Source organism: Chitinophaga sp. 180180018-3 (assembly GCF_037893185.1).
Lineage (GTDB): Bacteria > Bacteroidota > Bacteroidia > Chitinophagales > Chitinophagaceae > Chitinophaga.
Genome location: NZ_CP140772.1, coordinates 3,062,813 through 3,089,216, shown reverse-complemented (window position 1 = coordinate 3,089,216; position 26,404 = coordinate 3,062,813). Strand labels below are relative to the sequence as shown.

The following is a 26,404-nucleotide window of genomic DNA, read 5'->3' as shown; positions in this document are numbered from 1 at the left end:
GCTAATAGCTATCAGCTAAAACCTTATCTTGCTATCTTTATATCTTTTAGCAATCTATTTTACGCTATGTCGCCAGGTTTATTATTCTCATTTGTCATTGCCTACTTTGTGATACTGCTTTTAGTAGCGTGGTATACGGGACGCAATTCCAACAATGACTCCTTCTTTATTGGCAACCGAAACAGCAACTGGATGCTGGTGGCATTCGGTATGATAGGTACTTCCCTGAGCGGGGTTACTTTCGTTAGTGTTCCGGGGGCAGTTGGCAGAGACGCTTTTTCCTACATGCAGATCACCCTGGGATATTTTATAGGGTATCTTACGATTGCTTATGTGCTGATTCCGCTCTACTACCGGTTGCAGCTGACTTCCATCTACAATTACCTGGACACCCGTTTCGGCAGGAGCTCATATAAGACAGGCGCTTCTTTCTTTATCCTGTCGCGCACCCTGGGGGCTACAGCCCGTTTGTTCCTCGTAGTAAGGATATTGCAGGATGCTATTCTTTCCAGCTTTGGCGTGCCTTTCTGGCTCACCACCCTGATCATTCTGCTGATGATCCTGTTATACACGTACGAAGGCGGGGTAAAAACCATTGTGTATACCGATACGCTTCAAACCAGCTGTATGCTGGCCGGACTGATCATTTGCGTGATATACATATTGCATGCGATGAACCTGGGATTGGGTGAAAGCATTGGCATGATGCAGTCGAAAGGCCTGACAAAAATTTTCAATACGGATCCGAACGATAAGCTGTTTTTTATAAAGCAGATACTGGCAGGTGCGTTTATCACCATCACCATGACCGGTCTTGATCAGGAAATGATGCAGAAAAACATCTCTGTAAAAACACTAAAGGATTCCAGGAAAAACATGGTTTCACTGGCGTTCATCATGGTGGTAGTCATTGGGCTGTTCCTGTTTCTGGGCGGGTTGCTGAACCTGTACGGTGCGCAGCAGGTGCTGGCTACGGGCGACAAATTATTCCCTGAGCTGGCGTTGCATCACATGCCACCGGTGATTTCTGTTATCTTTATCATCGCCCTGATTTCGGCGTTGTTTCCCAGTGCCGATGGGGCGATGACGGCGCTTACCTCTTCCATTTGTATTGATATTCTGGGGATGCAGCGGCGGGACGACTGGACAGACGCAGAAAAGAAAAAGATCCGCCAGCGTATACATCTGCTGATGGCGTTTATTTTCCTGTTGTTTGTGATGGTATTTGAATGGGTGAATAACCAGAGTATGATCGGCGTGATTCTTAAAGTGGCCACCTATACCTACGGTCCGCTACTGGGGCTTTTCGCATTCGGTATTTTGTCGAAGCGCAAAGTGCACGACGAACTGGTGCCTGTAGTATGTGTTGCGGCTCCTTTCCTTTGCCTGATAGTAGATGTTTACCAGGCCTCGTTCTTCGGAAAATTCCAGATCGGGCTGGAACTGTTGCTGATCAATGGTATGTTTACTTATCTTGGCTTACTACTGATATCCCACAAAGAGCATTAAGAATAGATTATTTATGCCGGCTGGCCGGGCACCGGGACCACTTCTACAGATTTGTCGAGTTTGTGCAACTCCAGTATTGTAGTTCTTCCATTGTCGCTTTCCCGGTACATGGGCACAAACTTCCGGTTGAAGGCAATCTCCTGGTAAGTGTAAGAAGTGCGTTGCAACACCGTATTGGCGTATACATCATTGAACCCTCTTACTGTAACATATAATTCCAGGTCGGCTGTTTCCATGTCTTGCGCCGTAAAGCCCAGCAGTGGGCTGTTTTCATCGATCGGGTGCACCACTGTCCAGTTCATCGACAGGTTATCGATGTTTCGTCTTTCCAACGGCAGATTATAAAATTTATATACCGCGTTTCCATTTTCCTGTACCTGAAATCCGGTCGTTACCAGCACCTCCACATTATTTAATGTATGGTTTTCCTTATAGGAAGCAAAGCGGAACATCAGGGCAGTGCCACCCTGATAAGGAGCCACCAGTGCATGATCGCTGAATAACAGGTGTGCCCGGGGCTTTGAAAAACGGCCATAGATAAGACCGGTAGCTACGGCAAATGAAAGAAAGCCGGTCATAGCTTCGATAGCAGCTACCGCGTTGGCGCCGTCACCCACCGGGTTTACGCGGCCATATCCCACCGTAGTAAAAGTTTCGGTACTGAAAAAGTAGATTTCTTTAAACCTGGCCCAGGCCGACTGGCCAACAATTCCCTGGAATTCGGATACGCCCACCCACCAGTAAATACCGGAATACACCAGGTTGATAGAGAAATAAAACAGGAAGATCACCATAGCGAATTTCCAGGCAGGCACGTTCAGCAGCGCGTGGTAAATGTTAAACCGGTGCATAAACGATCTCCCCTCCCTGCGGATGTTGTAGCTTCCGTCGCGGTTAAGAAAACGTCCACCATAGCCGGTGGCATTCGTACCAAAGCCGGTGTCGTTATTCTGTTTGGAAAAGGGGTTGATTCTTTTAAGAAGCGCCATAAACGGATGATTAGAGTGTAAAATTAAGAATATGGAATGAAGAATGAAGAAAAGGCGCGAAGATCTTAGCGATTTATAATACACGCTAAGACCTTCGCGCCTTTTCTTCATTCTTCATTCCATATTCTTCATTCATCCACAGTTCCCATCCGGGGTGCAAACCTCTCCGTCCAGTGTATCAAATGACTGCACCGGCTGTGTCTTCTTCCACTCGCCATGCGCCTTTTCCAGTGCCTGGGTGAAGGCTTCCACGGGTTGGGCTCCGGAAACGCCAAATTTACGATCAAGTACAAAGAAAGGTACTCCTCTAATGCCCAGCTGCTCGGCTTCCTGTACGTCGTGCTTCACAGCAGCTGCCATATCGCCTGAATGTAGTAATGCTTCAATAGCCGCTTTGGGCAGTCCGATTTCAGTACCTATTTCCAGCAACACCTGCGGATCGCTCATATCTTTCCCTTCTGTAAAATAAGCCCGGAACAAACGTTCTTCTGCCGTATCGCCCAGTTGATGCTGTTTGGCTAACTGTATCAGCCGGTGTGCATCAAATGAATTGGCGATTACCGCTTTATCGAAATTATAGGTAAGTCCGGCTTCCCTCGCCATCCCGGTCACCTGCTCGTGCATCGCCAGCGACCATTCCCGCGATTGTCCCTTCTTCTCTGCCAGATGATCATATACATCCACTCCCGGCTGGGATTTCAGTGAAGGATCCAACTGGAAGCTCTTCCATTCAACAGTAATGTCGCCTTTGCCAGGGAACTGTTCCAGCGCCGCTTCAAATCTCCGTTTGCCTATATAGCAAAACGGGCACATGATATCGGACCATATTTCTACTTTCATCATAATTTTATTTGTTGCAACGACAAAGTTAATATATTTGCTATCAAAAAGTAACCAGTTACCTTAAAGTAAGCACTATACCAGAGGTAACCAATAACATACTGATGAAAACAGAAGAATTAACCATCGACTGCGGTAAGCCGGTGGGCGAAGGAGAAAACAGCCATACCGATTGCCATAAGGTGATCATGCCTGTAAGAGACGCGCTGGATGTGATCAGCGGGAAATGGAAGCTGCCAATCATCATCGCTGTTTCCAGGGGGCATAAACGTTTCCGTGATATAGAACGCAGCATTCCTAAAATTACCTCTAAAGTTCTTTCGAAAGAGCTGAAAGACCTGGAGACGCACAAGTTGGTAAAGCGTACCGTGTACGACACACAGCCGGTAACGGTGGAGTATACACTCACCCCTTACGCTTCCACCTTAGATAGCGTGATCATTGCGTTGCAGAGATGGGGAATACAGCACAGAAAGAAAATGCTGGGAAAGAATTAATCTTCCGTTCCTATTTTCAATACAATTTTCCCACGTCCAGGTCCGCCATGCTGGCTGTATTCCTGGGCGGCGGCTGCAGCAGACAACGGTTGGAAAACTTTGCGTACGTATGGTTTGATCAGGCCTTTATCGAGGAGTTTATGGACTTCCCTCATGGCTTGTACAGAGCGGGAACCGCTGAATTGCGCGCGTACCCCGGCTGCTGCCGCCTTTTCGGGATCAGGCATCTGGGTGATGCTGACCAATAGTCCACCGGGTTTCAGTACCTGCAGCGAGCGCTCGGTAGTATCTCCGCCAACGGTATCAAAAACAAGATCTATCTGCCCGGTCTGCGATTCGAAGGGGGTTGATTTGTAATCGATCACCTCATCGGCGCCGAGGCCTGTTACGAAGTCCATGTTTTCCGCACTGGCAGTAGCTATCACATAGGCGCCGGCATTGTACGCCAGCTGCACTGCGAAATGTCCTACCCCACCGGCACCAGCATGAATCAGCACACGTTTCCCTTTGGTTAATCCGCCTGTTTCGAAGAGCGCGGTCCAGGCAGTTTTAGCGCCAGCCATCGTGGCGGCTTCTTCAAATGATACATGCGTCGGTTTTTTGAAGAGCAGCTCCGCTGATCCGATCGCGTAAGTCGCGTAAGAGCCATCAAGAGCGCCATACACCTCGTCGCCGGTCGTCATTCCGAACACCCCGTCTCCTACTGCAGTTACCACGCCGGAAGCTTCCACGCCTGGTATATAAGGCAGCGGATGTTGCATAAACCCCTGCCTCAGTTTCCAGTCGATCGGATTCACTCCGCTTGCCACCACTTTGATCAGCACCTGATCTTTCGCCGGTACCATTACCGGCACTTCTTCCAGCTGTAATTGTTCAGGGCCGCCGTAGGCATGAATAACAATAGCCTGTGTATGCAGATTTTTCATGGATTCAATTTAAGCTAAGATAAGCAGAAAGCAGCAGGCAAAAAGTTTCCTTTGCAGGCTTTTCCATACCTTTGCCGTTCATATTTTCAGCAGTATCATGACTTTTGGCGATTTAAATCTGAATGCTTCCTTATTGAATGCACTGGACGAACTGGGTTATCAAACACCTACCACCATACAACAACGTGCCTTTTCTGTGATCATGTCCGGCCAGGACGTATGCGGGATTGCGCAAACAGGCACGGGTAAAACCTTTGCTTACCTGTTGCCGGTGCTGCGTATGTTTAAGTTCTCGAAAGAAAAGCATCCTACAATATTGATCCTTGTTCCAACGAGGGAGCTGGTCATACAGGTCGTGGAAGCGGTAAAGAAACTGACCACTTACATGAGCGTATCGGTACTGGGCGTATATGGAGGCGTAAACATGAATCCGCAGATGGAAGCGGTGAAAGAAAAGCTGGATATACTGGTGGCTACTCCCGGCCGGCTTTACGACATCATTCTTAGCGGTGCGCTGAAAGTAAAATCCATCAAACGGCTGATCATCGACGAGGTGGATGAAATGCTAAACCTGGGCTTCCGGACGCAATTGCAGAACATCATGGACCTGCTGCCGCCACGGCGTCAGAACCTGATGTTTTCCGCCACCATTACCGATGACGTGGAACAATTGATAAACATACATTTCAACGCTCCCGTCAGGATAGAAGCAGCGCCCACTGGTACGCCACTGGAGAATATTGACCAATCGGTATACCGCGTGCCCAACTTCAATACCAAGGTCAATTTGCTGGAGCTGCTGATCAGAAAGGATCCTACGATGACGAAGACGCTGATCTTTGCCGGCACCAAGCAGCTGGCAGACGACCTCTTCGAACCGCTGGAAAAAGACTTTCCCGATAAGACCGGTATCATTCATTCCAACAAGGAGCAGAATCACCGCTTCAATACGGTACGCCGGTTTCAGGCAGGCGAGCTCCGTTTTCTGATTGCCACCGATATCATTGCCCGCGGGCTGGATATCGCCGAAGTAACGCACGTCATCAACTTTGATACGCCGGATGCACCGGAGAACTACATACATCGTATAGGCCGTACCGGTAGGGCTGATAAAAAAGGGATCTCTATACTGTTTACGAAAGATTCCGAAACAGAGAACCTGGAGAAAATCGAGGCACTGATGAACTATGTTATTCCGGAACAGCCGTTACCGGAGGAGCTGGTAATATCTGATGTGCTTACGGAAGATGAAATTCCGAAAGTACATATGCGTAATACGCTCGTTAAAGCGCCTGACCGGAGTGATGCGGGCCCTGCCTTCCATCAGAAAAAGGCCAAAAACCTGAAAACGAATCAGAAGGTCTCCCATAAGGAGAAAATGATGATGAAATACGGAAAGCCGAAGAAGAGGAAACCGAAGAAATAATTAAGAATATAGAAAGAAGAATTAAGAATGAAAGCGGAGATAGTAGCGAAGTTGATCTTCGCGTTTACTATCTCCGCTTTCATTCTTAATTCTTCTTTCTATATTCTTAATTCGCCCGAATAACATCTCGTTAACAAACTTCCAATGAAAAGAAAAAACCATTTATGATTTTTTCCCGAATATATCCCTATAATACTGCTTGTTAATATTCGATATCTGCCGTCTTCCAGAAAATCCAGCTAAAAGAGTCTGAGCAACAGGACGCCTGGCGGACAACCATTGACAAACCGCGTACCCTTTCGTGCAGCCAATGCAGGAGCTGCCGTATCAACAAAATCCCAGCATGAGTGCATCTATCAACGATATTGAATTGCTTGCACAACTAAAAACGGGGAATGCATCCGCGTTTCAGTATTTTTATGAAAACTACCACCAATGGTTATACGTAACTGCATATACTATACTCAGGAGCGAAACAGAGGCCCAGGAACTGGTACAGGATTTCTTCATTGATTTCTGGGAAAAGGACCTGAGCTCACGGATTGATCTGGACAGCACCCAATCATTTAAAAATTTTCTGTTCGTTAGTGTACGGAACCGATGCCTGAACAAAATTTCGAAAGATGCTACGCGAAACAAAAGACTTAAAGACATTTTACTATCTGACACCTACACCCTGCCACAAAACAAACTTGAGAACGATGAACTGAAAGCACAGCTGGAAACCGCCATTAGCCAGTTACCGGAACGCCAGTCGATGGCATTTCGGCTGGCCTACCAGGAGCACAAAACACGCAAAGAAATAGCAGCTGTAATGGATACCAGTGAAGAGACAGTGAAAAAACAAGTGGCCAATGCGCTGAAAACTTTGAGGGCATCTTTAAAAAAAATCCTTTTCTGATACCCCGCCCGATTAAATAAACTGTTAATAGTGTACATGAACAGCGCAGAAGAAATATATAAGTTGATGACAGAAAAGCTGGCGGGAACTATCTCAGCGGCAGATGATCAATTATTGGAAGAACTTATTGAAGAGGACGCTAATGTCAGGGAAAAATGGGAAAAACTCTCCTCCATGCACATTCCAGATCCTCCGGCAGCCTGGATCGAAGTAATTGATTTTCAGCCTAAAAAGTCTATTCTCCGCAAACTTATGCCCTGGACGGCTGCCGCTGCTGTTATGTTATTGGCAGCTGCTGTCTGGAAATTCAATTTCTTTCGCTCTTCAAAACCGGTAAAAGTAGTGGCTGTCAGAAATGACGTGATTCTCCAGCCAGCCAGCGGGCCTGCCATCAACCTTTCAGAAGCCAGCGGCCTTATCCATGTAGCCGGCCGGGAGATTCCGGTTAAGAATAACACGCTCTTCCTCAATACCGGCACCACGCTGCCGGAAGGTGTCAATACTATTTCTGTACCTCATGGCCAGCGCTTCGATGTTGCCCTCTCCGATGGCTCGGTCGTAACCCTCAACGCTGTTACCAGCATGAAGTTTCCTTTCAATTTCAACGGGCATACCCGTGAAATTACGCTGGATGGCGAGGCTTACGTTAAAGTAGCGCGGCAAACAGGTAAACCCTTCCAGGTGCATCTACCTAACAGTACGGTGGATGTATTGGGTACTTCTTTTAACATCAACAGCTACGATAGCGGCCTGGTAAAGGTTTCACTGATAGAAGGTAAAGTAAGGATGAAGGCCGGCAAAAAAGCGATACTGATGAAACCAGGTCAGCAGGCTGTTTTCGATCAGAAAACCGAATCGCTCGATACCCGGCCATTTAATGCCACTGTGGAACTGGGATGGCAGAAAGGATTGTATTGCTTCTCTGAAATGCCTATTGAAGAAGTTTGCGGCACCATTTTCCGCTGGTTCGGGGTACGCGCGGTGGTCGACAATCCAGCCGCCGGACAACGGAGATTTACCGGGTTGCTGGACAAAAATACGCCCATGAGCTTCCTGCTGGATGGTATTAAAGCCACCACAGGTACTGATTTCTATTTTACCGCTGATAGCACACTGCATTTCAAATAAACCACAACATTCAATAACCATTAGTTATGAATCTGCCTGCAAGCAAATACCTCATCTCTAACCATGAAACGACGGATTGTATCACCTACGAACGTATTCCCGGTTATTTACAATCCCAGCTGATCCCAAATGCCAAATGCTTCCTGGACGCAGATGAAAGCGGTATCATATTTAGCCAGCAAATTGAACTGGAACAATTTCTTATTTACTATCACCTCATTCACCTGGGCAACGGGATTGCCCTCAAACGGATTGACCCCAAGAAATATATGTTGCCAGCGGGTATTTCCAGTCCAACGGATAGCGGACCTGGCCCGCAGATGCGGATCATGACGGGAGACAGTCCGGATACGCAGCTGGAATTTGCCGTCAATTTCCAGGTGTATTTCGACCTGACATATCTTGGTTATCTCAAAAAAGAATTTCCGCTTTTTCAGGCCCTGGATATTCCGGGTATCAAAAAGGGGCAATACCCGGTCAGCAAGCTCCCCTTCCGGCCAAACGAGGTAAACTACCATATCGTGCGCCGGATCGCCGGTTTCAGAATGATCGGAAAGGTTGCTGATGTTTTCTTCCGCCGGAACGCCATCGATTTTTTCAGTACTTACCTGCGCTCGCTGGAAACTCATCCACCTGTGATGCTGATGGAACATCATCGCCAGCAATTGCGCAGCATTGCAGCCTTTATCATGGAGTACCCACTGGAAGCCGGCAGCAAAGAGGCATTATGCGACCGGTTCAGGGTTGTACCTGAATTCCTCGAAGTACCGTTTGAGCAGGAATTCCTGATCAGCGTGGAAGAACTGATACTACAGGAGTCCATGGCTGCTGTTTTTAAAATGATCGTTGAAACAGATTATACGTTGACATATATCGCCGCCGTAGCGCTGTACGATAGCTGGGAAGATCTGGCGCAGACGTTTGAAAGCTATTACCGATGCCCCATTGCGGACCTGAGAAAAGCCCAGTAACTCTTTCAGGTGGTCACCCCGGTGGCAGCAAGAGGCTGCTGCTGTGTGGCCACTCTTTTAACGATGGATACCGGGTTGAATACCATCTTCCTGCATACCTTTCCATAACTCTTCCGTGAACAGATCCGCAGCCTTCTTGCGGTAAATTCCTTTTTGCCAGATAACATAAGCTCTTCGTTGCAGTTCACGTCCTTCTACCGGAATGGCTACCAGATTCTTCCAGCCCAGCAACGCACGTTCATTGAGCAGGGTAGCCCAATGCCCCTTTTCCACCAGTTTCAGGATGGAGTGTATATCGTTCATCTCAATTTTAACGGCCGGCTGAATTTTATTGCTTTTCAATACCTCATCCAGTGAATCCCGGGCACTGAAACCAAACGAGGGAAAGATAAGATCCATCCCATTAAGATTTTGCAGGCTGATTTTCTTCAATCCCGCCAGTTTATTCTTCTTCGATACCACTACCACCATTTTCGACCGGAACAGCTCCCGCATGTTAAGGTCGGCGCCAAATACATCCTGATGAAATGCCAGCACCAAATCCAGTTCAGACGCGCGGAGCTTGCGTTCCAGCGCCGCCGTTGTGCCGTATTCCACATAGATCTTTATGCCGGGGTATTTCACCGGGAAAGTGGTAAGGGCAGGTAGTAAGAGAGATGTAAACGCGTAGGTGCTACCTATACGGAGCTCCCCGCGGAGTACCTGCTGCAGATCCTGTATTGCCTGCTTTCCCTTGTCGACATCCAGCAGTATCTGCCGCGCATGTTGCAGGAACACGCGACCCGCTTCCGTCAATTGCACATGCTTCCCGATCCTGTCGAACAACAGCATCCCCAGCTCATTTTCGAGCTGCTTGATCTGTTGCGACAAAGTGGATTGAGTGATATACAGCATGGCAGCAGCATCCGTGAAATGTGACATCTCCGCTGCCTTCACAAAATAGGTTAGTTGACGCAGCTCCATCTATTAATCGTTTTTAACTATTAAAACCATTAAAACAATCTATTTAACAAATATATCTCAATTACCGAAATTTGCAGCAGTTTATTGAAACACCAGCCCAAAAAGTGATAAGATGAATACATTTCGCGCATTAAAATCTCCGAATTTCAGGTTATTTTTCTATGGTCAGTCGATCTCCCTGATCGGCACCTGGATGCAGAAAACAGCTGTTTGCTGGCTGGTTTACCGGTTAACCAATTCGGCGATGTTGTTGGGCGTGGTTAGTTTTGTGAGCCTCATTCCTTCGCTGTTGCTTTCGCCATATGCCGGGAGTTATATTGATCGCCACAACCGGTATCGCCTGCTGATGCTCACGCAGGTGATTTCGATGTTACAGGCCGGCGCGCTGGCGGGCATGATCCTGCTGCGCTGGTATAATATTCCGGGCATTATTTTTCTTTCATTGGTACAGGGAGTCATCAATGCTTTTGACGTTACCTGCCGGCAATCATTGATGGTGGAGATGGTGGAGAACCGCGAGGATCTGCCCAATGCAATTGCCCTGAATTCTACCATGGCTAATTTCGCCCGTATTGCCGGGCCTGCACTGGCAGGAATTATACTGAGTGCGTTTGGGGAAGATTTTTGTTTCCTTAGTAATTTCCTGAGCTATGTACCGGTATTGATTTCTTTGTGGATGATGAAAATTACGTTGCCGCCTGTGGTAAAGTCCGATCGCAGTATATGGGAAGAACTCAGGGAAGGATACCGGTATGTATCTTCCGATAAAGATATTGCGTCGTTGCTGCTGATGCTTTCCGCCAGCAGCCTGCTGGTGATCCCTTTCAATACGCTGATGCCGGTGTTTGCAAAAGATATCTTTCATGGAAATGCGAAAACCTTCAGCTGGTTCGAAAGCGCTGCCGGGCTGGGTTCCATTGCGTCTGCTATTTTCATGGCGCGACTGAAACCCGGCAGGGATCTGATAAAAATACTGGTTTCTGCGAGCCTGATATTTTCCCTGAGTGTGTTATTGCTTTCGTTCAGTAAGTGGCTTCCAATGGCACTGGTATTTATGATGCTATCGGGCGTAGGCATGATGGCGCAAACTTCTTCCATCAATACCTACATACAAACACATGCAGCGCCCGCCATGCGGGCGAGGGTCATCAGTTACTACATTATGGCATATCAGGGAATTATCCCGGTAGGCAGTTTGCTTACAGGATTGCTGGCTTATTTCATAGGGCCACAGCTCACAGTGTTTGTAGCAGGCATAAGCGGTGCAGTAGCCACCGCCATCTTCGTAAGAGAGCGGAAAAAACAAACAGCTATGAAAGCGGTCGATAATAGTGATCTGATCAAAAAATCACCTGCTTACCGACCGCTCTGACAGTCTTCCCGTGTTAGCGTATAACGGCTTTGCTGACTCCTTCACGGGTGATCTTCACCGGCTTAATGAAGCCGTCTTTATCGAAATACATCCGGTCGATGCAGGTTTCCCTGGAGTTAGCAGCCTTCTCCGTCAGCGGCCGGCGATGATACACAATGTACCAGCGGTTTTCCTCCGGGATACTAATCACAGAATGATGCCCCGCGCCGGTAGCGATCGCCGGATCCTGTTCCAGGATCTTGCCGATACGTTTAAACGGCCCCAGGGGAGTATCTGCGATGGCATAGGCTACACTATAGTCCGGGCCTGTCCATCCGCCTTCCGACCACATGAAATAATACTTACCGTCTTTTTTGAACATCGTAGGCCCTTCCACATATTTTTCAGGGGTGATTTCCCGGAATGTTGTACCATCAGCGAATGGAACGAACCCGGTAAAATCATCGTTCAGTTGTGCAATATTGCAATGGCCCCAGCCGCCATAGATGAGATAGTATTTCCCGTCACTGTCGTGGAACACGTATTGATCGATCGGTTGTGCTTTATTAATGATCTTATCGACCAGCGGCTTTCCCAGGTAATCCCTGAACGGACCGGCCGGATTATCTGCCACGGCCACTCCTATCCCACCGGTTTCCTGGTTGTTCTGAATATCATTAGCGCCGAAGAAGAAATAGTATTTATGATTTTTTTCTACAATAGCCGGCGCCCACATCGCGCGTTTGGCCCACTTTACCGCAGCCGTATCCAAAATAGCAGCGTGTTTGGTCCAGTTTACAAGATCGGGAGAAGAAAAGGCGTCAAAGAAAACCTGTTTCTCGTACGCGGCGGAATAGGTGGGATAGATCCAGTAAGCTTTGTTGAACACTACTCCTTCGGGATCAGCGTACCAGCCTGGAAAAACGGGATTGCCTGAGAAATTGCCTTTCTTTTTTTGCTGGGCCATTACCGTGCACGCGCAGCTCGTCGCCAGCAACAGTACAAAGAGTCTTTTCATATCATGAGTATTAGAAACCGATAAATATAATAAGAATTAGGAATCGCAATTCTTATTAATATCATAACAAAATTTGAACACTGTTCAATATATTTGCACTATGGTAAATAAAAAAGAAATCCAGGAGCAAAGGGTCAGAGGATATTTTATTGCTGCTACCAAAGAGCTGTTGAAAAGTGAAGGGCTGAAAAGCGTCAGTGTCAGGAATATAGCAGATCGTGCGGGATATTCCTTTGCCACGCTTTACAACTACTTCAAGGACGTAAAAGACCTGGTATTCCTTTGCGTAAAGGACTTCCGGGAAGAATGCCAGGAGTATACGGCCGGGCGCACCAGTAGTATCACGCCAGGCAATAAGCGGCTGAAAGCGATCATATTGGCTTATATGGATTACTTCATTCAGTACCCGGGGATATTCGACCTTTTCTTCAACGAGAAACTATCCGATATAGATCAGAAAGGCAATACCAGCGAGCTGGTAACATCGTTGCTGGGCGATCTTTGCGCGGCAGACTGGGAGTTTTGTGTCGACAGGCGCATGCTAACCATCAGAGAGGCGGCACATAAGAATATGGTACTGCTTTACGGCTGTACGGGGCTCCTTACGCTGTATCTCAACCGGCGTTATCCGGGGAGCTATGAGGCATTCGTGAAACAGGCAGGCAGTTTCATAGATCAGCAATTGAAACAGTAAACAATGACCTCAACCGCTGAATGATGAAGCAAACATCAAACGGACAAATAGTTTTTACAGCTCAACAATAAAACAGTAAACAATGACCTCAAAGAAAGAATTGAAGCAGGCATATAGGGAGATGGTATTCCGAAAAGGTGTTTTCCAGCTACGGAACAAGCGAAACAACAAAGTATTGATCGGCAACAGCATGGACGTAGACAGGGCCTGGAACTCGCTACGGGTACAGCTAATGTCCGGACGATATGCCAATGAAGCCTTGCAGCGCGATTGGCAGGAACAAAACGGCGACGACTTTGTTTACGAAATACTCGAAGTATTGAAAGAAAGTGACGATCCTCAAACGGACTATAAAAGGGAATTGAAGGCACTGGAAGCACTGGTGAAAGAACAGTGGCAAGGAGATCATTATTGAGAATGAAAACCAGAAAATGAAGCAACAACGGGAAGAACTTTAGCGGATGTTGTTCACCTTAGCGATTCTATTCGCTAAAATCTTCCCGCTGTTGCTTCATTCTTCATCCCCTATTCTTCATTCTTTCTCCTCCCTGTTCAATTCCGGACAATAAGGTTTAAAAACGGACGCCAGTTATTTTCCAAACAGTTGATTTTCAAAGAATGATGGCATGGCACCATCTTAGTTCCAGGGTACAGACACTATTGCTAAAGTGTAACCACTATGTTTAAAAACTACTTAAAGATCGCTTTGCGAAACCTTTGGAAGAATAAGACCTACAGCTTTCTCAATATTTTCGGGCTGGCAGTGGGCCTTGTCTGTGCGGGCGTTATTTTTCTGTGGGTAGAAGATGAGGTCACTTTTGATCATATACATCAGAAGAAGGACCGGATCTATCAGGTAATGGAGCACTGGAACTATGATGGCAGTATCCGGACTTTCTCCTCCTGCCCTGCCCCGATGGCGGAGGCCATGAAAAGGGAATTGCCGGGTATCCGGCAAACCTGCCGGACAACTGAAGGGCCGATCAACGCGATGTTTGGCACCGGCGAAAAAGCCACTTACGCCAACGGGATGTATGCCGATCCGTCTCTCTTCGGGATCTTTACGTTGCCTTTTGTGGAAGGAAATGCTGCTACTGCCTTTTCGCAGTTGTATTCGCTGGTGATTACAGAAAAAACAGCACAAAAACTTTTTGGTGCCACCAGGAATATCGTAGGAAAAACGATCATCGTCGATAATAAGCAACCTTACGTCGTGAGCGGCGTGGTGAAAGATAATCCCGGTAACTCCAGCATACAATTCGACTGGGTAGCACCCTTTGAGATTTATTACCGGGCGAATAAATACCTTTCCGAATGGGATGCCAATTCGGTCAGTATATACGCAGAACTTGCGCCCAATGCCAATTTCGACATCATCAACAATCTGCTTAAAAACGCAATCAGGCAACGTGATCCGCATGCTATTAATCAGGCTTTTCTGTTGAGTATGAACGACTGGCGCCTGCATAGTCAATTTATAGATGGCAAACAATCCGGCGGCCGGATTGAGTATGTACGGCTGTTTTCTTTGATTGCCTGGATCATCTTAGTGATTGCCTGTATTAATTTCATGAATCTTTCCACTGCCCGCAGCGAGAAGCGGGCAAAAGAAGTAGGCGTCCGCAAAACGATGGGGGCCAGCAAAAACAGGCTGGTATTACAATTCATCGGGGAGGCATTGTTCTTTGCCATCCTTTCCGCCGTAATTGCAGTGCTGCTGCTGTATATTTGTCTGCCTGCTTTTAACAAGATGGTAGACAAACAGCTGACCGTCGACCTCCTCGCTCCCACGCATGTGCTGTTTCTGCTGATATTAACCGTTACTTGTGGCTTGCTGGCAGGGAGTTACCCGTCGCTTTACCTTTCGTCGTTTAACCCGGTATTAGTGCTGAAAGGTTTCAAATCCGCTCCCGGCGGAGGCACGTTTATCCGAAAAGGCCTGGTGATCACGCAGTTCAGCATTTCTATTGTATTGATCATCTGCACCATCATCATCTTTCAGCAGATACAACATGTGAAGCACCGTAACCTGGGGTTGAATAAGGAAAACCTGATTGTAATGAATAATACCGGGGAGATGAACACACACTACGAATTCATCAAAACTGCGTTGCTCGCAACGGGTGCGGTAGACCAGGTAGCCCTGGCCGATCACCAGGCTATTTATGGTGGTAATAATACGAATAGTCTTGACTGGACCGGCAAACGGCCAACCGATAAAATACTCGTCTCTCAACGGCTTATTAGTCCCGGGTTTTTCAGTACCCTGGGAATGAAATTCATTGCCGGCAGTGACTTCAAACCCATTGCTGCAGCCAATGGCAATGATGTAATCGTTACTGCGTCGATGGAGAAATTAATGGGGCCCGGCAGTGCCGTAGGTAAAATGATCATGACCCCTTTGCGCCGCGATTCCGTGATAAAATCCCGCGTAGCAGGTGTAGTAGAGGACTACGTTTACGGTAATATGTACGGCACCCCGGACCCGGTGGTGTTCTATTGTATACCGGAAGAAGCCACCCTGACCTATGTACGTATGGCAAGCGGAATTGATAAAGAAGCAGCGTTGGAAAAGATCGGTCGTGTTATGAAGCAATACAATCCGGCTTATCCGTTTTCCTACCGGTTTGTAGATGATCAGTTCAACGCCATGTTCGTCAATGAAATGCTTATGCAGCAGTTATCACGATTATTCGCTGCCCTGGCCATTCTGATCAGCTGTCTTGGTTTATTCGGGCTGGCAGCCTACACAGCCGAACGCCGGACAAAAGAAATCAGCATCCGAAAAATACTGGGCGCCAGCACCACCAATATCACGCAACTGCTTTCTGCCGATTTTCTTAAACTGGTAGCCATTTCCGCTATCATCGCCTTCCCTGTCGCCTGGTTTACCATGAGCAACTGGCTCCAGAAATACCCCTATCGGGTAAACATCCACTACTGGGTATTCGTACTGGCCGGTATTATAGCCATGATCATTGCATTGTTCACCGTCAGTTTCCAGTCTATAAAGGCCGCTATGGGGAATCCGGCGGAGAACCTGAAAGAATAAATTAAGAATTGGGAATTACGAATTACGAAATACAGAGGAGATCTTAGCGGATAGTGATACTTTTTGATATCCGCTAAGATCTCCTCTGTATTTCGTAATTCGTAATTCCCAATTCTTAATTTATTTTCCTACTTACTACTAAGTAAGTATATTTGCCCCATTATGACGGATACAAAGGGTAAAATAATAGCAATGGCCGACAGGCTGGTTCGGACGAAGGGATATAATGCTTTCAGCTATAAGGATATCGCGGATCCGCTGGATATCAGGAATGCGGCTGTTCATTACCATTTCCCGGCCAAAACGGATCTGGGGGTGGAAGTCATAGAACAGGAGATGGATAAATTCAGCGCCAATACAGAAAGTTGGCGTAAGCTACCGGAAGAAGAGCAGCTGGGGAAGCTGTTCGAGGTATTCCGGAAATACTGCAGTGAGGGGAACATTTGCCTGATGGGCTCACTGGCGACAGATTTTGAAACACTGGCACCGTCTATGCAGGCAAAAGTGCAGGAAATGGCCGATAAAATTGTGATATGGCTGACCGGCTGCCTGGAGCAGGGGCGAAAAAATAAACGTCTTCATTTTAAGGGTACTGCGCAGGCACGAGCCCTGATTATCATGTCGAATCTACAATCTTCCCTCCTCTTATCGAGGGTAATGGGACCAGCAGCTTTCCGGCAGATAGCGGAACAACTGATGGAAGATCTCTGCAAAAAATAACTACTATGAAAAGAGTTGTCATCACCGGTATGGGAGCTGTTTCTCCTATCGGTAACAATGTGCCTGATTTCTGGGCAAGTCTTGTTAACGGGAAAAGCGGTGCTGCCACTATTACCCATTTCGATGCCAGTCGCTTCCGGACACGCTTTGCCAATGAAGTAAAAGGATTCGATGCAACGGCGCTGCTCGACAAAGCTGAGATACGTAAAACGGATCCGTTTACCCAATATGCCATGGTAGCTGCCGATCAGGCGATCCATGATGCGGGCCTCGACTTCAGCCGTATGGATCCTTTTGATACCGGTGTGATCTGGGGTTCGGGCCAGGGAGGGATGCAAACATTCGAGGAGCAGGTTACCGAATATGTAAGTGGCGGCTACAATCCCCGCGTCAGTCCTTATTTCGTTCCCAAGCTCATCACCAATATGGCTTCCGGCATGATCTCCATCAAGTACAGATTGATGGGTATCAATTATACGACCGTATCGGCCTGTGCTACTTCCAATACCGCTATCATGGATGCCTTAACGTATATCCGTTTAGGTAAGGCCAAAGTAATTGTGACAGGAGGCTCTGAAGCGCCCATCACGCCGGCATCCGTCGGAGGCTTCTGTGCCATGAAGGCGATGTCGGTGCGTAACGATGATCCGGCTATAGCTTCGCGGCCGTTTGATACGGAAAGAGACGGATTTGTTATGGGCGAAGGCGCCGGTGCACTGATCCTGGAAGAATATGAGCATGCCAAAGCCAGAGGAGCCAGGATCTATGCAGAAGTAGCAGGAGCCGCTATGACGGCGGATGCCTATCATATGACGGCCACCCATCCTGAAGGACTGGGCGCCTACCGTGCCATGCAATCGGCCCTGGAGGATGCTGGTCTTGATAAGGAATCCGTTGACTACCTGAACGCACATGCCACCTCTACGCCAGTAGGCGACCTTAGTGAAATAGCTGCAATCACACGGCTATTTGGCAATACGCCGGCACATCTGCATATCAGCGCTACTAAATCGATGACCGGTCACCTTCTGGGCGCAGCGGGAGCAATAGAAGCCATTGCCTGTGTAATGAGCATTCAGCAAAATATAGTTCCACCTACTATCAATACACAACAACTGGATCCCGCCATCCCGGCGTCTTTGCAGATTGTGCTGGGGCAGGCGATGGAGAAAAGGATCAATGTTGCAGTCAGCAATACCTTCGGATTCGGCGGCCATAACGGAATAGTCGTCTTCAAACGTGTCTGACTAAATTTTAAAAAATGATATAGGGGTAGTAATGGTGCATGGTGTCTTTCTCTAAAGGTTAATAAAACTTTCTATGAGCAAGACACCAGTACACATGCAATTACGGAAAAGTTACATCTGCGTATTATTATTATCAGTAGCCCTGTTCCCTGCACAACGTTTGTGCGCCCAGCTGGGCGCCACTTCACTGAACGGGCCGGGAATTGGCTTTAGTGCCGACTATCTTCCTTCCTCTCATTATATCCGGCCGGAAGACAGCGTAAAAACCAAATCCACCACATCACAGATACGTTATAATTTCGGGGCAGTATTCATGCTGAGCCAGCGGCTCGATACAGCCACTTCTAAAGTCAGGAACTGGAGTATGTCAGTATCGGGCAGCTACACCAGATTCTCCAACAAAGATTATGACCAGCACATATTTCCGGAAGAATTATTGGGTGCTCAGATTGCACTACAACACTTTCGCAGCATAGGTAACCGCTGGGCCATACTGGGTATGGCTTCAGTAGGACTTTATACAGATATGGAGAAAATCGATGGCAACGATATCTTCGTCAATGGTGGCCTGCTGTTTATAAAACAACATACCAGGCAGTTTGCGTATGGTTTCGGCGCCGCGCTCACCAATTCATTCGGCACGCCGATGATACTGCCGGCGTTTATGATCCGGTGGCAGACAGAAAGCAAATTCCGCCTGGATGTTAACTTCCCGCAGAAAATAAGCGTATCCCGCCGGTTGAACGATCTTACCGACATGGCACTGGCATGCCGAATGTACGGAGCAGCATATGACGTAGAGAAAAGAGCCGACAATAAACGGCTGATGGGATATTCAGAATTAAGCCTGGCATTGGAGAATACCTGGCATTTGAACCGGCATATCGATTTCGTGGCTGCAGGCGGAAGTATCCTGGCGAGCGGTGTTACTTTTCAGGAGAAAAAGCTGAGTGATATCTTCAAAGACCGGCCATTACACCGGCTTGCAACGAATTACTTTTTCAGCGGCGGATTGAGATGGAATTTTAAGCCGACGAGATGATTTTTGTAACTGCCGGAGCAATGTTATTGCTCCGGCAGCCCTATTCATCACTTCAACGCAGGATTATTATCCACTTCCAATTGAGGAATCGGGAAATAGTAACTGCCAGCCGTCCAGGCAATCTTCCCTTGTACAGTATTATCGTAGTATGCCGCTTCCTGTTCTCCCAGTTTCCAGCGTCTGAGATCAAACCACCACTGCCCTTCTCCGAAAAGCTCTGCCCAGCGTTCGTAGCGCAGCGGATTATTGGCCAGTACCGGATCTGTAGCCATGGTATTATCTGTTAACGTTTTATAGTCTGCAGCGGAAGCAGCATCAGGGCTTAGGCCGTAGGCCCTTCTGTGTACTTTATTGATATATTCCAGTGCGGTGGCATTATCACCTGTACGCATACACGCTTCTGCATAAAGCAGGTAAATATCGGCCAGTCGTACGATGTGTACATTGCCTTTGTCTGTAGCTTTTACAGCAAAGATATTATTGTCGATAGGACCATATTTACGCAGGCTCCAGCCATAGTACTGGCTCTTGAGGTTAGCGGGTATCTCTTTGTATTTAAGCACTATGCGCCTTACAACTGTTCCGCTGGAATCCGTGCCTACAGAGTCGACCCAGGGTTGCAGTGCGGCCACATACAAGCGAGGGTCCACGAGTTTTTTCTGGCGCAGGGCCAGCGACTGCTGCACATAAGCGGGATCGCAGACGTTGGCGGGATTGTAAGGCCCTGCCGGGCGCGCCGGATCATAGGATGGATTGGGTACCATTTTCCATAGCGGCAAATTAAATCCGAAACGTTTCAGATTTTTATCGTGAACGAAAATATTGCCATATCCGTTTGCAATAGCGGATGTATCCTTAATATTCATGCAGGTAGGCGCAATGATCAGTCCGCAGCTGGCGGTGATGTTATCGCCTGTGAAGATGCCATAGTTAATAGAGAAATCATTCTGGATGTTGATCTCATAAAAAGATTCATTGTTGAATTCATTGTCTCCGTTAAACATATTCTTATAAATATCAAACGGCATCAGGCTGTGGCCACTGTTATCGATGATATCCTTCAGTACTGCTTTTGCCCTGGCATAATCTCCGGTAAACACGTAAGCCTTTGCCAGCAGGGCATTCGGCGCCCAACCGGGCACGCGGCCTATATTCCCCGCATCCCATTGATGTTTCTGCAGTTGCTGATCGGCAGTAATCAGGTCGCTGATAATATAATCCCATACTTCCCTGACGGAACTTTTGCCAACGTAGGTATCTTTCAGCGTGGCAGCGGTTTTCCGTACAATGGGAATAGCCGGGGTATTCATGCCATTGCCATCCTGCACAGGTGGACAAAACATATTTGCGAGATAGAAATAGTAGAGCGCCCGAAGGAAATGCGCCTCTCCTGCTTCCAGCGTCAGCTCTGCGGAGTCGCCGGCGTGAGCGTAATGTTTGCGGTAGAATTCAGCGGCATCCAGGTAGGTATTTACCCGTTGTGCTCCCACATAGCAGGCAGACCATAAGCGATAAATGTATCCGTTGCTGGCATTCCAGGCATTCCTGCTCAGATCGCTCCAGTTAGGATCGCCTCCGTAGCCCAGATCAGCAGTATGATCCATCAGGTAAATATCGTGCGCATTCACTTCAAACCCCCATAACGCCTGGGTTCTAAGGTTAGAGTAAGCGCCTCCCAGCACTGCTTTCAGCTGGGCCATGCTATTGGGATAATTCGCTGCCGAATATGCACCGGGATCCGATACATCCTTCAGGTCTTTTGTGCAGGCAGCAAATAATAAAACAACTGCCAGGTAAAATATATGTTTAACGCGAAAAAGCTGCATAACAATAGTTTTAATAAGTAACATTCAGACCAATGGCGTAAAGCCTGTTTTGTGGATAGTATGACGGTCCGTCAATTCCCCTGGAGATGACATTCATTGCCTGTACCTGCGGATCGAGGCCCTTATAACCGGTGATGGTAAACAGGTTGCTGCCCATCACGAAAAAGCGGGCACTGGCAAGTTTCACCGGTGTAAGCCACTGCTGGGGCAGATTGAAGCCTATCTGCAGATTCTGTAGTTTCAGATAGGCGCCATTTTCCACCCACCAGGAAGAGATCCTGGCATAGTTCGTATATGGGTCTACGTTATAGTTTCCTCCGGCATCTTTATACACTACCCTTGGCTGATTGGTTAATCCATTGTCGCCAAAGAAAGAGGTTTTGAAGATATCCCTGGAGGTGTTACCATCTCCAAAGAAAGACTGGTTATAGGGCTGACGGCCGTTGAATACTTGTACTCCCTGAACGCCCTGCAGCAGGATGCCCACGTCGATCCACTTATAGCGCAGATTGAGATTCAGACCGTAGTTCATTTTGGGATTGGGGTTGCCCATATAGTCGCGGTCCTTATCATCGATGATACCATCACCGTTAAGATCCCTGAATATAAGGTCGCCGGCGTGAGGCTTTTGTCCGTTTACGGTAGGGCCTTTTGCCGCTTCTCCATCCGTTTGGTAGATACCGGTAGCGATGTAGCCGTAGAATTCGCCCAGAGAGCGTCCTACCGCACTGCGACTGATACTCTGGTTATTCATGATACCGAATCCGGGAGCGATGTTGTTATCGCCGCTGAAGATAGGATTGTTGTTGGTACCATCCAGCTGGAGTACTTTATTCCTGTTGAAGGAGGCATTGGCAGATACTGAATACTGGAAGTCTCCCGCACGATCCTGCCAGGTGGCCAGGAATTCAAACCCCTTATTCCTGATCTTACCAACGTTCGTAGTGAAGGCCTGTACAATCCCTGAAGAGGGCGGCAGTGCCAGGTTGTACAAGATACCCTGCGTTTGTTTGTTATAAAAATCGGCGCTGACCGTCAGCCGGTTTTTCATCATAGCAAAGTCGAGCCCGATATTCAGCTCATGCGTAGTTTCCCATTTGATATCCACGTTGGGCAGTATATCCACGCCATAGGCGATAGTTTTGCTGCCGTTGTTTGCAAAGCTGAAGCCACCTACATCATAATATCTTGCTAAAAACAAATAAGCTGGAATATTATTATTGCCGACTACGCCATAGCCTGCACGAAGTTTCAGATCCGAGAGGAAGGTCAGGTTTTCTTTAATAAATGGTTCTTCTATCATGCGCCAGGCAACAGAGGCAGATGGAAAATTACCATAGCTGTTACGTGGCCCGAAGCGGTAGAAGTCGCCATCATGGCGCAGCGATACCTCAGCAATATATTTCTGTGCGAACTCATAATTAATGCGTCCGAAGAGAGATTTCAGTAACCCGTAACCGATGCCTCCGGTTACATACTGGTTGACATTGCTCGTTACAAAAAAGTTGGTAGCATGTGGTAACGCAAGACTGTCGGCCGTTCCGGTCATATTGGAATAGGTACCTTTCCGCTGTTCATATCCTGCAAGCGCCCGGATAGTATGTTTGCCAAAAGTACGGTCGAAGTTCAGCGTGATGGTAGTAGATAATTCCTTTGCATTGTTGGCAGTTTTGGTAAGCGTTGGATCTGTATTCCTTACCGGGCCAAAGTCGTACGCCCCTTTATATACAGAACTGTAGTAGTTGATATTACTATAACCGAAAACACCTTTTAGGCTAAGCCCTTCTATGATATTTACGATGCCGTACATATTTCCTTCCACGGCGTTATTATCGTTATGATATTCGTTACTTAGTTCAGCACCTACGTAGTTGGGGCCTCCGAATCCTTCCGGCGCCTTTCCCCATCCGCCTCCGGTAACATTGGTGGAGTCGTATATCGCCATATCGGGCCGGGTACGGTAAGGAAATCCGCCGCCATTCACCGTTGGCCGGTTTTGGGTATTCCAGATGAGTACAGACTCTCCTACTTTAAACAGCTTACCGATGTTATGATCGGAGTTGATGCGGACTGCATATTTTTTGAAGCTGTTTTCTATCACGTTGCCTTTTTGATTGCTGTAACCAGCAGAGAGATAGAATTTGGAATGGTCGTTTCCACCCGCAACAGACAGGTCGTAGTTTTGCTGCACACCGTTCTGATAGAGCGCATTCACCCAGTCGACGTTCGGCAGCTTTGCAGGGGCTACTCCACCTGTAAGATCCTGACCCATATTAGCCCGGGCTTTGATAAAATCGTCGCGGTCCAGCAGCTTGTTAAAGATAGGCCTGGTAACGCCGTCATAGGCGTTAAACGCCACCGTAGGGCGTTTATTCATGGCGCCTCTTTTAGTAGTCACCAGGATCACCCCACCGGCTGCAGCAGCGCCGTAAATAGATGCGGAGCTGGCATCCTTCAATACTTCAATGGATTCTATGTCCTGTGTATTGAAATTGTTTCCGGTGTTTCCCTGCGGCACGCCGTCGACCACATACAGCGGGCCGGGGTTGTTAAAGGAAGTAGCGCCGCGGATGTATATGCTGGTGCTTCCCTCCGGGTCGCCGGTATTTTTTACAACTTCCACGCCTGCGGTGCGGGCCTGTAGCAGGTCGGCCACGCTGCGGGCAGGCTGGTTCACCGTTTCAGCTCCCTTTACGGAAGCGATGGCGCCTGTTACGTCGCTTCTTTTCTGGGTGCCGTACCCTACCACCACTACTTCGCTCATGGATTTGGCGCTTTCGTCGAGGGTAATATCAATTACATCGCGGCCATTGACAGGAATGGTTTGCGGTGTAAATCCCAGGCTGGAAAAGATGAGCACGGCATCATCGTCCGGAATCTGCAGGCGGTAGTTGCCTTCATTATCGGTAGTGATGCCGGTATTGGTGCCTTTTACCTTCACCGTTACACCGGGCAGCGGCTGGTGATGACGGTCGGTTACTTTTCCCTTTACAAACTTAGGAGGGGCTTGTGGTTTGACCGGGGCAGCGGGATTGATAACGATCATATCGTCTACCACCTTATAGTCGAGATTAGAGGGCTGCAGTAGTTTTGGGAGCACCTCCTTCAGGCGGGTACTCTTCACGCTGAGCGATACTTTCGAGGCATGATCCACATGAGCACCGGTATAAACGAATTTCACGGCGGCCTGCCGTGATATGGCGTCCAGGGCATCTGTGAGGCTTACCTGCTTCAGATGTAAGGTCACCGGTTTATTCAATACTTCCTGGGCATGGCTTTCTTTAGCAAGGGATACCGTGCAGCAGGAGCAAATAATAATAGACACCAAGGTAGATAACTTCATAAATTCCCAGACATAGTAAAGTACTATCCCGAATAGAGATTTTTGCATATTTTCACATTGTTGAATGTTAGGAAAAGAACGCGCGTCGTAAAGTTTTCCAGACCGCGGCACACGTTCCCGATAAAGCCTTCATTTTACAGTTCCCGGACCTTGTCCGGGATTTTTCATTTGGCGGAGGAGAGATCTGTTAATCTGGTCATTGCTAACGTGGTTGTTTTAACGTGGTTGATAAAATTAAATTCGGTTTACATGAAATCTAGTGGCATCGTTTGCCTTTTATCAGAAAGCCATCGTCCTGCGGAACTATTTCTCCCCGCAGCGACAAGGCCAGTACTTTCAATACTTTTTCCAGTGGTTCGTTATTAAAGTCGCCGTACACGGGACAATCTTCCATTGCCGGGCTGCAGGATACATTAACGTGGTATCTGCGTTTCAGCGCGTTAAGTACTTCATTCATGGGCGTATTACGGAATAGCAGCCGGCCTTCTTTCCAGGCAGTCATATCGCCGGAGCCAATGTGCTCCTCTCGTTGCAGTTCGTTGTTTGTTTTGTCGTATACCGCGCGCTGATCCGGGGTTACCAGCATCGGTTCTGCTTTCGCTCCGGAGCGGGATGTAACTCCTACCTTCCCGCTTACCACCGTTACGGCAATTGTTTTATCTTCCGTATAGGCTTTCACGTTAAAGCTGGTACCCAGCACGCGTGTTGTTAGTTTGCCGGTATGCAGCACGAAAGGTGCTGCCGGGGAATTAGCTACTTCAAAATAGGCTTCGCCCGTAAGCGTTAATTCGCGGGTGTTGTTCCCGAAATTTTCCGGCACAATCAGGTTACTGGCGGTATTCAGCCAGATCTTTGTGCCATCGGGCAGTTGCAGTTGTTTTATGTGATCGCCGCTGGCAATACTGGTTTGCACCGGCAGCACCGGCGCCCGGGGCTTTTTAAGGAAAAGCCATGTACCGGTACCCAGGGCAGCCAGCAGTAGCACCGCAGCGGCCGCTCTGGAGAACCAGATCAGGCGCCGGCGTCTTGCTACATCATCTATCCTGTTCATTACATCCCGGAAAAGTGATTTCCTGAACGCCTCTTCTTCTCCCATGACGGTGGCATCCCATTGCGGATAGCGCCGCTGCAGCAGTTCGTAGCTTTCCAGAAAAGCCTGCTCTTCGTCGGGCGTAGCAGTACCATCCAGGAGCTTTGCTCCCAGTTTGCGAAATTCTTCGTTTGTCATAGCTTATAATAGAATGTACCAGAACAAGGCGGGTACCCCCAAAAGAGAGAAAGAAATTTTTTCAGGTGTTATCAATACCACCAAAGAGGGGTTAGTACGCAGGCCCAGAAGAGGAACTCTCCCATTACCACCCGGAGCCGGTGTAAGGCAATCGTCATCTGGTTTTCGACAGTTTTGATGCTGATGCCGAGGCGTTCGGCTATTTCTTTATTGGAAAGGAATTCTTTTCTGCTCATCACAAATATCTGCCTGCATTTTTCCGGTAATGCGGCGATGCCTTCATCTAACAGGCGGTTGATATCTGATTCTTCCAAATGATCTTTTAACGGCAATACGCCCATCAGGGTTTCCATTTCCCCTTCTTCAATGATCACCCGCTTGCTGTCGGATCGCAGGGCTTTCAGCACCTGGTACCTTACTGCCGTCAGCAGATAGTTCCGTAACAGCAGTATCGTTGTTTCTTCCCGCCGGATCCAAAGCTGTACCAATACTTCCTGCACCAGGTCCTTACAACGGTCCCTGTCGCGCAGGATATTGAACGCCGATAGGAAAAGTCTGGATGCATACCTGTTGTAGATTTCTTCAAAAGCCTGCCTGTCGCCCTGTTTCAGCGCTGCCACCAATTCCTCATCAGACCATTCGGGAGTGTTCATAACAATAGCTGTTGGCTTTTTAGCCTTTAGTCTTTAGTAAAATGCGGAGATTCCCCTGATTGCAATTTATAAATATAATG

The 26,404-nt window shown here is 47.9% G+C and carries 22 protein-coding genes; 13 read left to right on the top strand and 9 right to left on the bottom strand.

Annotated features, from left to right (window positions below):
- Window positions 1–66: 66 nt before the first annotated feature.
- Window positions 67–1,509: a sodium:solute symporter gene (locus UNH61_RS12105; protein ID WP_326992251.1), complete on the top strand. Its 1,443-nt coding sequence runs from the start codon at window positions 67–69 to the stop codon at window positions 1,507–1,509.
- Between the two features lie 11 nt (window positions 1,510–1,520).
- Here the strand turns inward: UNH61_RS12105 and UNH61_RS12100 are convergent, their stop codons facing one another.
- Both UNH61_RS12100 and UNH61_RS12095 read right to left on the bottom strand, forming a co-directional pair.
- Window positions 1,521–2,498 carry an ion channel gene (locus UNH61_RS12100; RefSeq protein ID WP_326992250.1) on the bottom strand — a complete coding sequence of 326 codons (978 nt, stop codon included), beginning with the start codon at window positions 2,496–2,498 and terminating at the stop codon, window positions 1,521–1,523.
- A gap of 132 nt (window positions 2,499–2,630) precedes the next feature.
- Window positions 2,631–3,341 carry a DsbA family oxidoreductase gene (locus tag UNH61_RS12095; RefSeq protein ID WP_326992249.1) on the bottom strand — a complete coding sequence of 237 codons (711 nt, stop codon included), beginning with the start codon at window positions 3,339–3,341 and terminating at the stop codon, window positions 2,631–2,633.
- 101 nt (window positions 3,342–3,442) lie between these two features.
- On the opposite strand from UNH61_RS12095, the gene UNH61_RS12090 reads away from it, so the two are divergent.
- Complete coding sequence (locus UNH61_RS12090; RefSeq protein WP_326992248.1) at window positions 3,443–3,835, top strand: helix-turn-helix domain-containing protein; 393 nt, start codon at window positions 3,443–3,445, stop codon at window positions 3,833–3,835.
- Here the strand turns inward: UNH61_RS12090 and UNH61_RS12085 are convergent.
- Window positions 3,832–4,761 (bottom strand): NADP-dependent oxidoreductase, encoded by a 930-nt coding sequence (locus UNH61_RS12085; protein WP_326992247.1) that lies wholly within the window; start codon window positions 4,759–4,761, stop codon window positions 3,832–3,834. The genes UNH61_RS12090 and UNH61_RS12085 overlap by 4 nt on opposite strands.
- A gap of 97 nt (window positions 4,762–4,858) precedes the next feature.
- On the opposite strand from UNH61_RS12085, the gene UNH61_RS12080 reads away from it, so the two are divergent.
- The 4 genes from UNH61_RS12080 to UNH61_RS12065 all read left to right on the top strand — a co-directional run bounded on the left by UNH61_RS12080 (window position 4,859) and on the right by UNH61_RS12065 (window position 9,187).
- On the top strand, window positions 4,859–6,187 hold the full coding sequence (locus UNH61_RS12080) for a DEAD/DEAH box helicase (protein ID WP_326992246.1): 1,329 nt from the start codon (window positions 4,859–4,861) through the stop codon (window positions 6,185–6,187).
- A 343-nt stretch (window positions 6,188–6,530) separates the two neighbouring features.
- Window positions 6,531–7,088: an RNA polymerase sigma-70 factor gene (locus tag UNH61_RS12075; protein WP_326992245.1), complete on the top strand. Its 558-nt coding sequence runs from the start codon at window positions 6,531–6,533 to the stop codon at window positions 7,086–7,088.
- 36 nt (window positions 7,089–7,124) lie between these two features.
- A complete protein-coding gene (locus tag UNH61_RS12070) occupies window positions 7,125–8,216 on the top strand; it encodes a FecR domain-containing protein (protein WP_326992244.1) in 1,092 nt (363 codons plus the stop codon).
- Between the two features lie 26 nt (window positions 8,217–8,242).
- Entirely contained in the window at window positions 8,243–9,187 is a 945-nt protein-coding gene (locus tag UNH61_RS12065) for a hypothetical protein (protein WP_326992243.1), read from the top strand.
- Between the two features lie 57 nt (window positions 9,188–9,244).
- Here the strand turns inward: UNH61_RS12065 and UNH61_RS12060 are convergent, their stop codons facing one another.
- Entirely contained in the window at window positions 9,245–10,150 is a 906-nt protein-coding gene (locus UNH61_RS12060) for a LysR substrate-binding domain-containing protein (protein ID WP_326992242.1), read from the bottom strand.
- Between the two features lie 112 nt (window positions 10,151–10,262).
- Here UNH61_RS12060 and UNH61_RS12055 point away from each other — a divergent pair, with 112 nt between their 5' ends.
- Window positions 10,263–11,522, top strand: coding sequence for an MFS transporter (locus tag UNH61_RS12055; RefSeq protein ID WP_326992241.1), 1,260 nt, complete (start codon window positions 10,263–10,265; stop codon window positions 11,520–11,522).
- Between the two features lie 13 nt (window positions 11,523–11,535).
- On the opposite strand, the gene UNH61_RS12050 is transcribed toward UNH61_RS12055, so the two are convergent.
- Window positions 11,536–12,519: a glycoside hydrolase family 43 protein gene (locus UNH61_RS12050; protein ID WP_326992240.1), complete on the bottom strand. Its 984-nt coding sequence runs from the start codon at window positions 12,517–12,519 to the stop codon at window positions 11,536–11,538.
- Between the two features lie 100 nt (window positions 12,520–12,619).
- Here UNH61_RS12050 and UNH61_RS12045 point away from each other — a divergent pair, with 100 nt between their 5' ends.
- The 6 genes from UNH61_RS12045 (at window position 12,620) to UNH61_RS12020 (ending at window position 19,274) form a co-directional block, all read left to right on the top strand.
- Entirely contained in the window at window positions 12,620–13,213 is a 594-nt protein-coding gene (locus UNH61_RS12045) for a TetR/AcrR family transcriptional regulator (protein WP_326992239.1), read from the top strand.
- An 82-nt stretch (window positions 13,214–13,295) separates the two neighbouring features.
- A complete protein-coding gene (locus UNH61_RS12040) occupies window positions 13,296–13,628 on the top strand; it encodes a GIY-YIG nuclease family protein (protein WP_326992238.1) in 333 nt (110 codons plus the stop codon).
- A 264-nt stretch (window positions 13,629–13,892) separates the two neighbouring features.
- Window positions 13,893–16,265, top strand: coding sequence for an ABC transporter permease (locus UNH61_RS12035; protein ID WP_326992237.1), 2,373 nt, complete (start codon window positions 13,893–13,895; stop codon window positions 16,263–16,265).
- Between the two features lie 162 nt (window positions 16,266–16,427).
- On the top strand, window positions 16,428–16,985 hold the full coding sequence (locus UNH61_RS12030; protein WP_326992236.1) for a TetR/AcrR family transcriptional regulator: 558 nt from the start codon (window positions 16,428–16,430) through the stop codon (window positions 16,983–16,985).
- Between the two features lie 5 nt (window positions 16,986–16,990).
- Complete coding sequence (gene fabF, locus UNH61_RS12025; RefSeq protein WP_326992235.1) at window positions 16,991–18,232, top strand: beta-ketoacyl-ACP synthase II; 1,242 nt, start codon at window positions 16,991–16,993, stop codon at window positions 18,230–18,232.
- A 73-nt stretch (window positions 18,233–18,305) separates the two neighbouring features.
- Entirely contained in the window at window positions 18,306–19,274 is a 969-nt protein-coding gene (locus UNH61_RS12020; protein WP_326992234.1) for a DUF6268 family outer membrane beta-barrel protein, read from the top strand.
- Between the two features lie 47 nt (window positions 19,275–19,321).
- Here UNH61_RS12020 and UNH61_RS12015 read toward each other — a convergent pair whose 3' ends face one another.
- The 4 genes from UNH61_RS12015 to UNH61_RS12000 all read right to left on the bottom strand — a co-directional run bounded on the left by UNH61_RS12015 (window position 19,322) and on the right by UNH61_RS12000 (window position 26,324).
- Entirely contained in the window at window positions 19,322–21,100 is a 1,779-nt protein-coding gene (locus tag UNH61_RS12015) for a RagB/SusD family nutrient uptake outer membrane protein (RefSeq protein WP_326992233.1), read from the bottom strand.
- Between the two features lie 10 nt (window positions 21,101–21,110).
- Entirely contained in the window at window positions 21,111–24,443 is a 3,333-nt protein-coding gene (locus UNH61_RS12010; RefSeq protein WP_339071085.1) for a TonB-dependent receptor, read from the bottom strand.
- A 256-nt stretch (window positions 24,444–24,699) separates the two neighbouring features.
- On the bottom strand, window positions 24,700–25,671 hold the full coding sequence (locus UNH61_RS12005) for a FecR domain-containing protein (protein WP_326992231.1): 972 nt from the start codon (window positions 25,669–25,671) through the stop codon (window positions 24,700–24,702).
- Between the two features lie 71 nt (window positions 25,672–25,742).
- Complete coding sequence (locus UNH61_RS12000; RefSeq protein ID WP_326992230.1) at window positions 25,743–26,324, bottom strand: RNA polymerase sigma-70 factor; 582 nt, start codon at window positions 26,322–26,324, stop codon at window positions 25,743–25,745.
- Window positions 26,325–26,404: the final 80 nt, after the last annotated feature.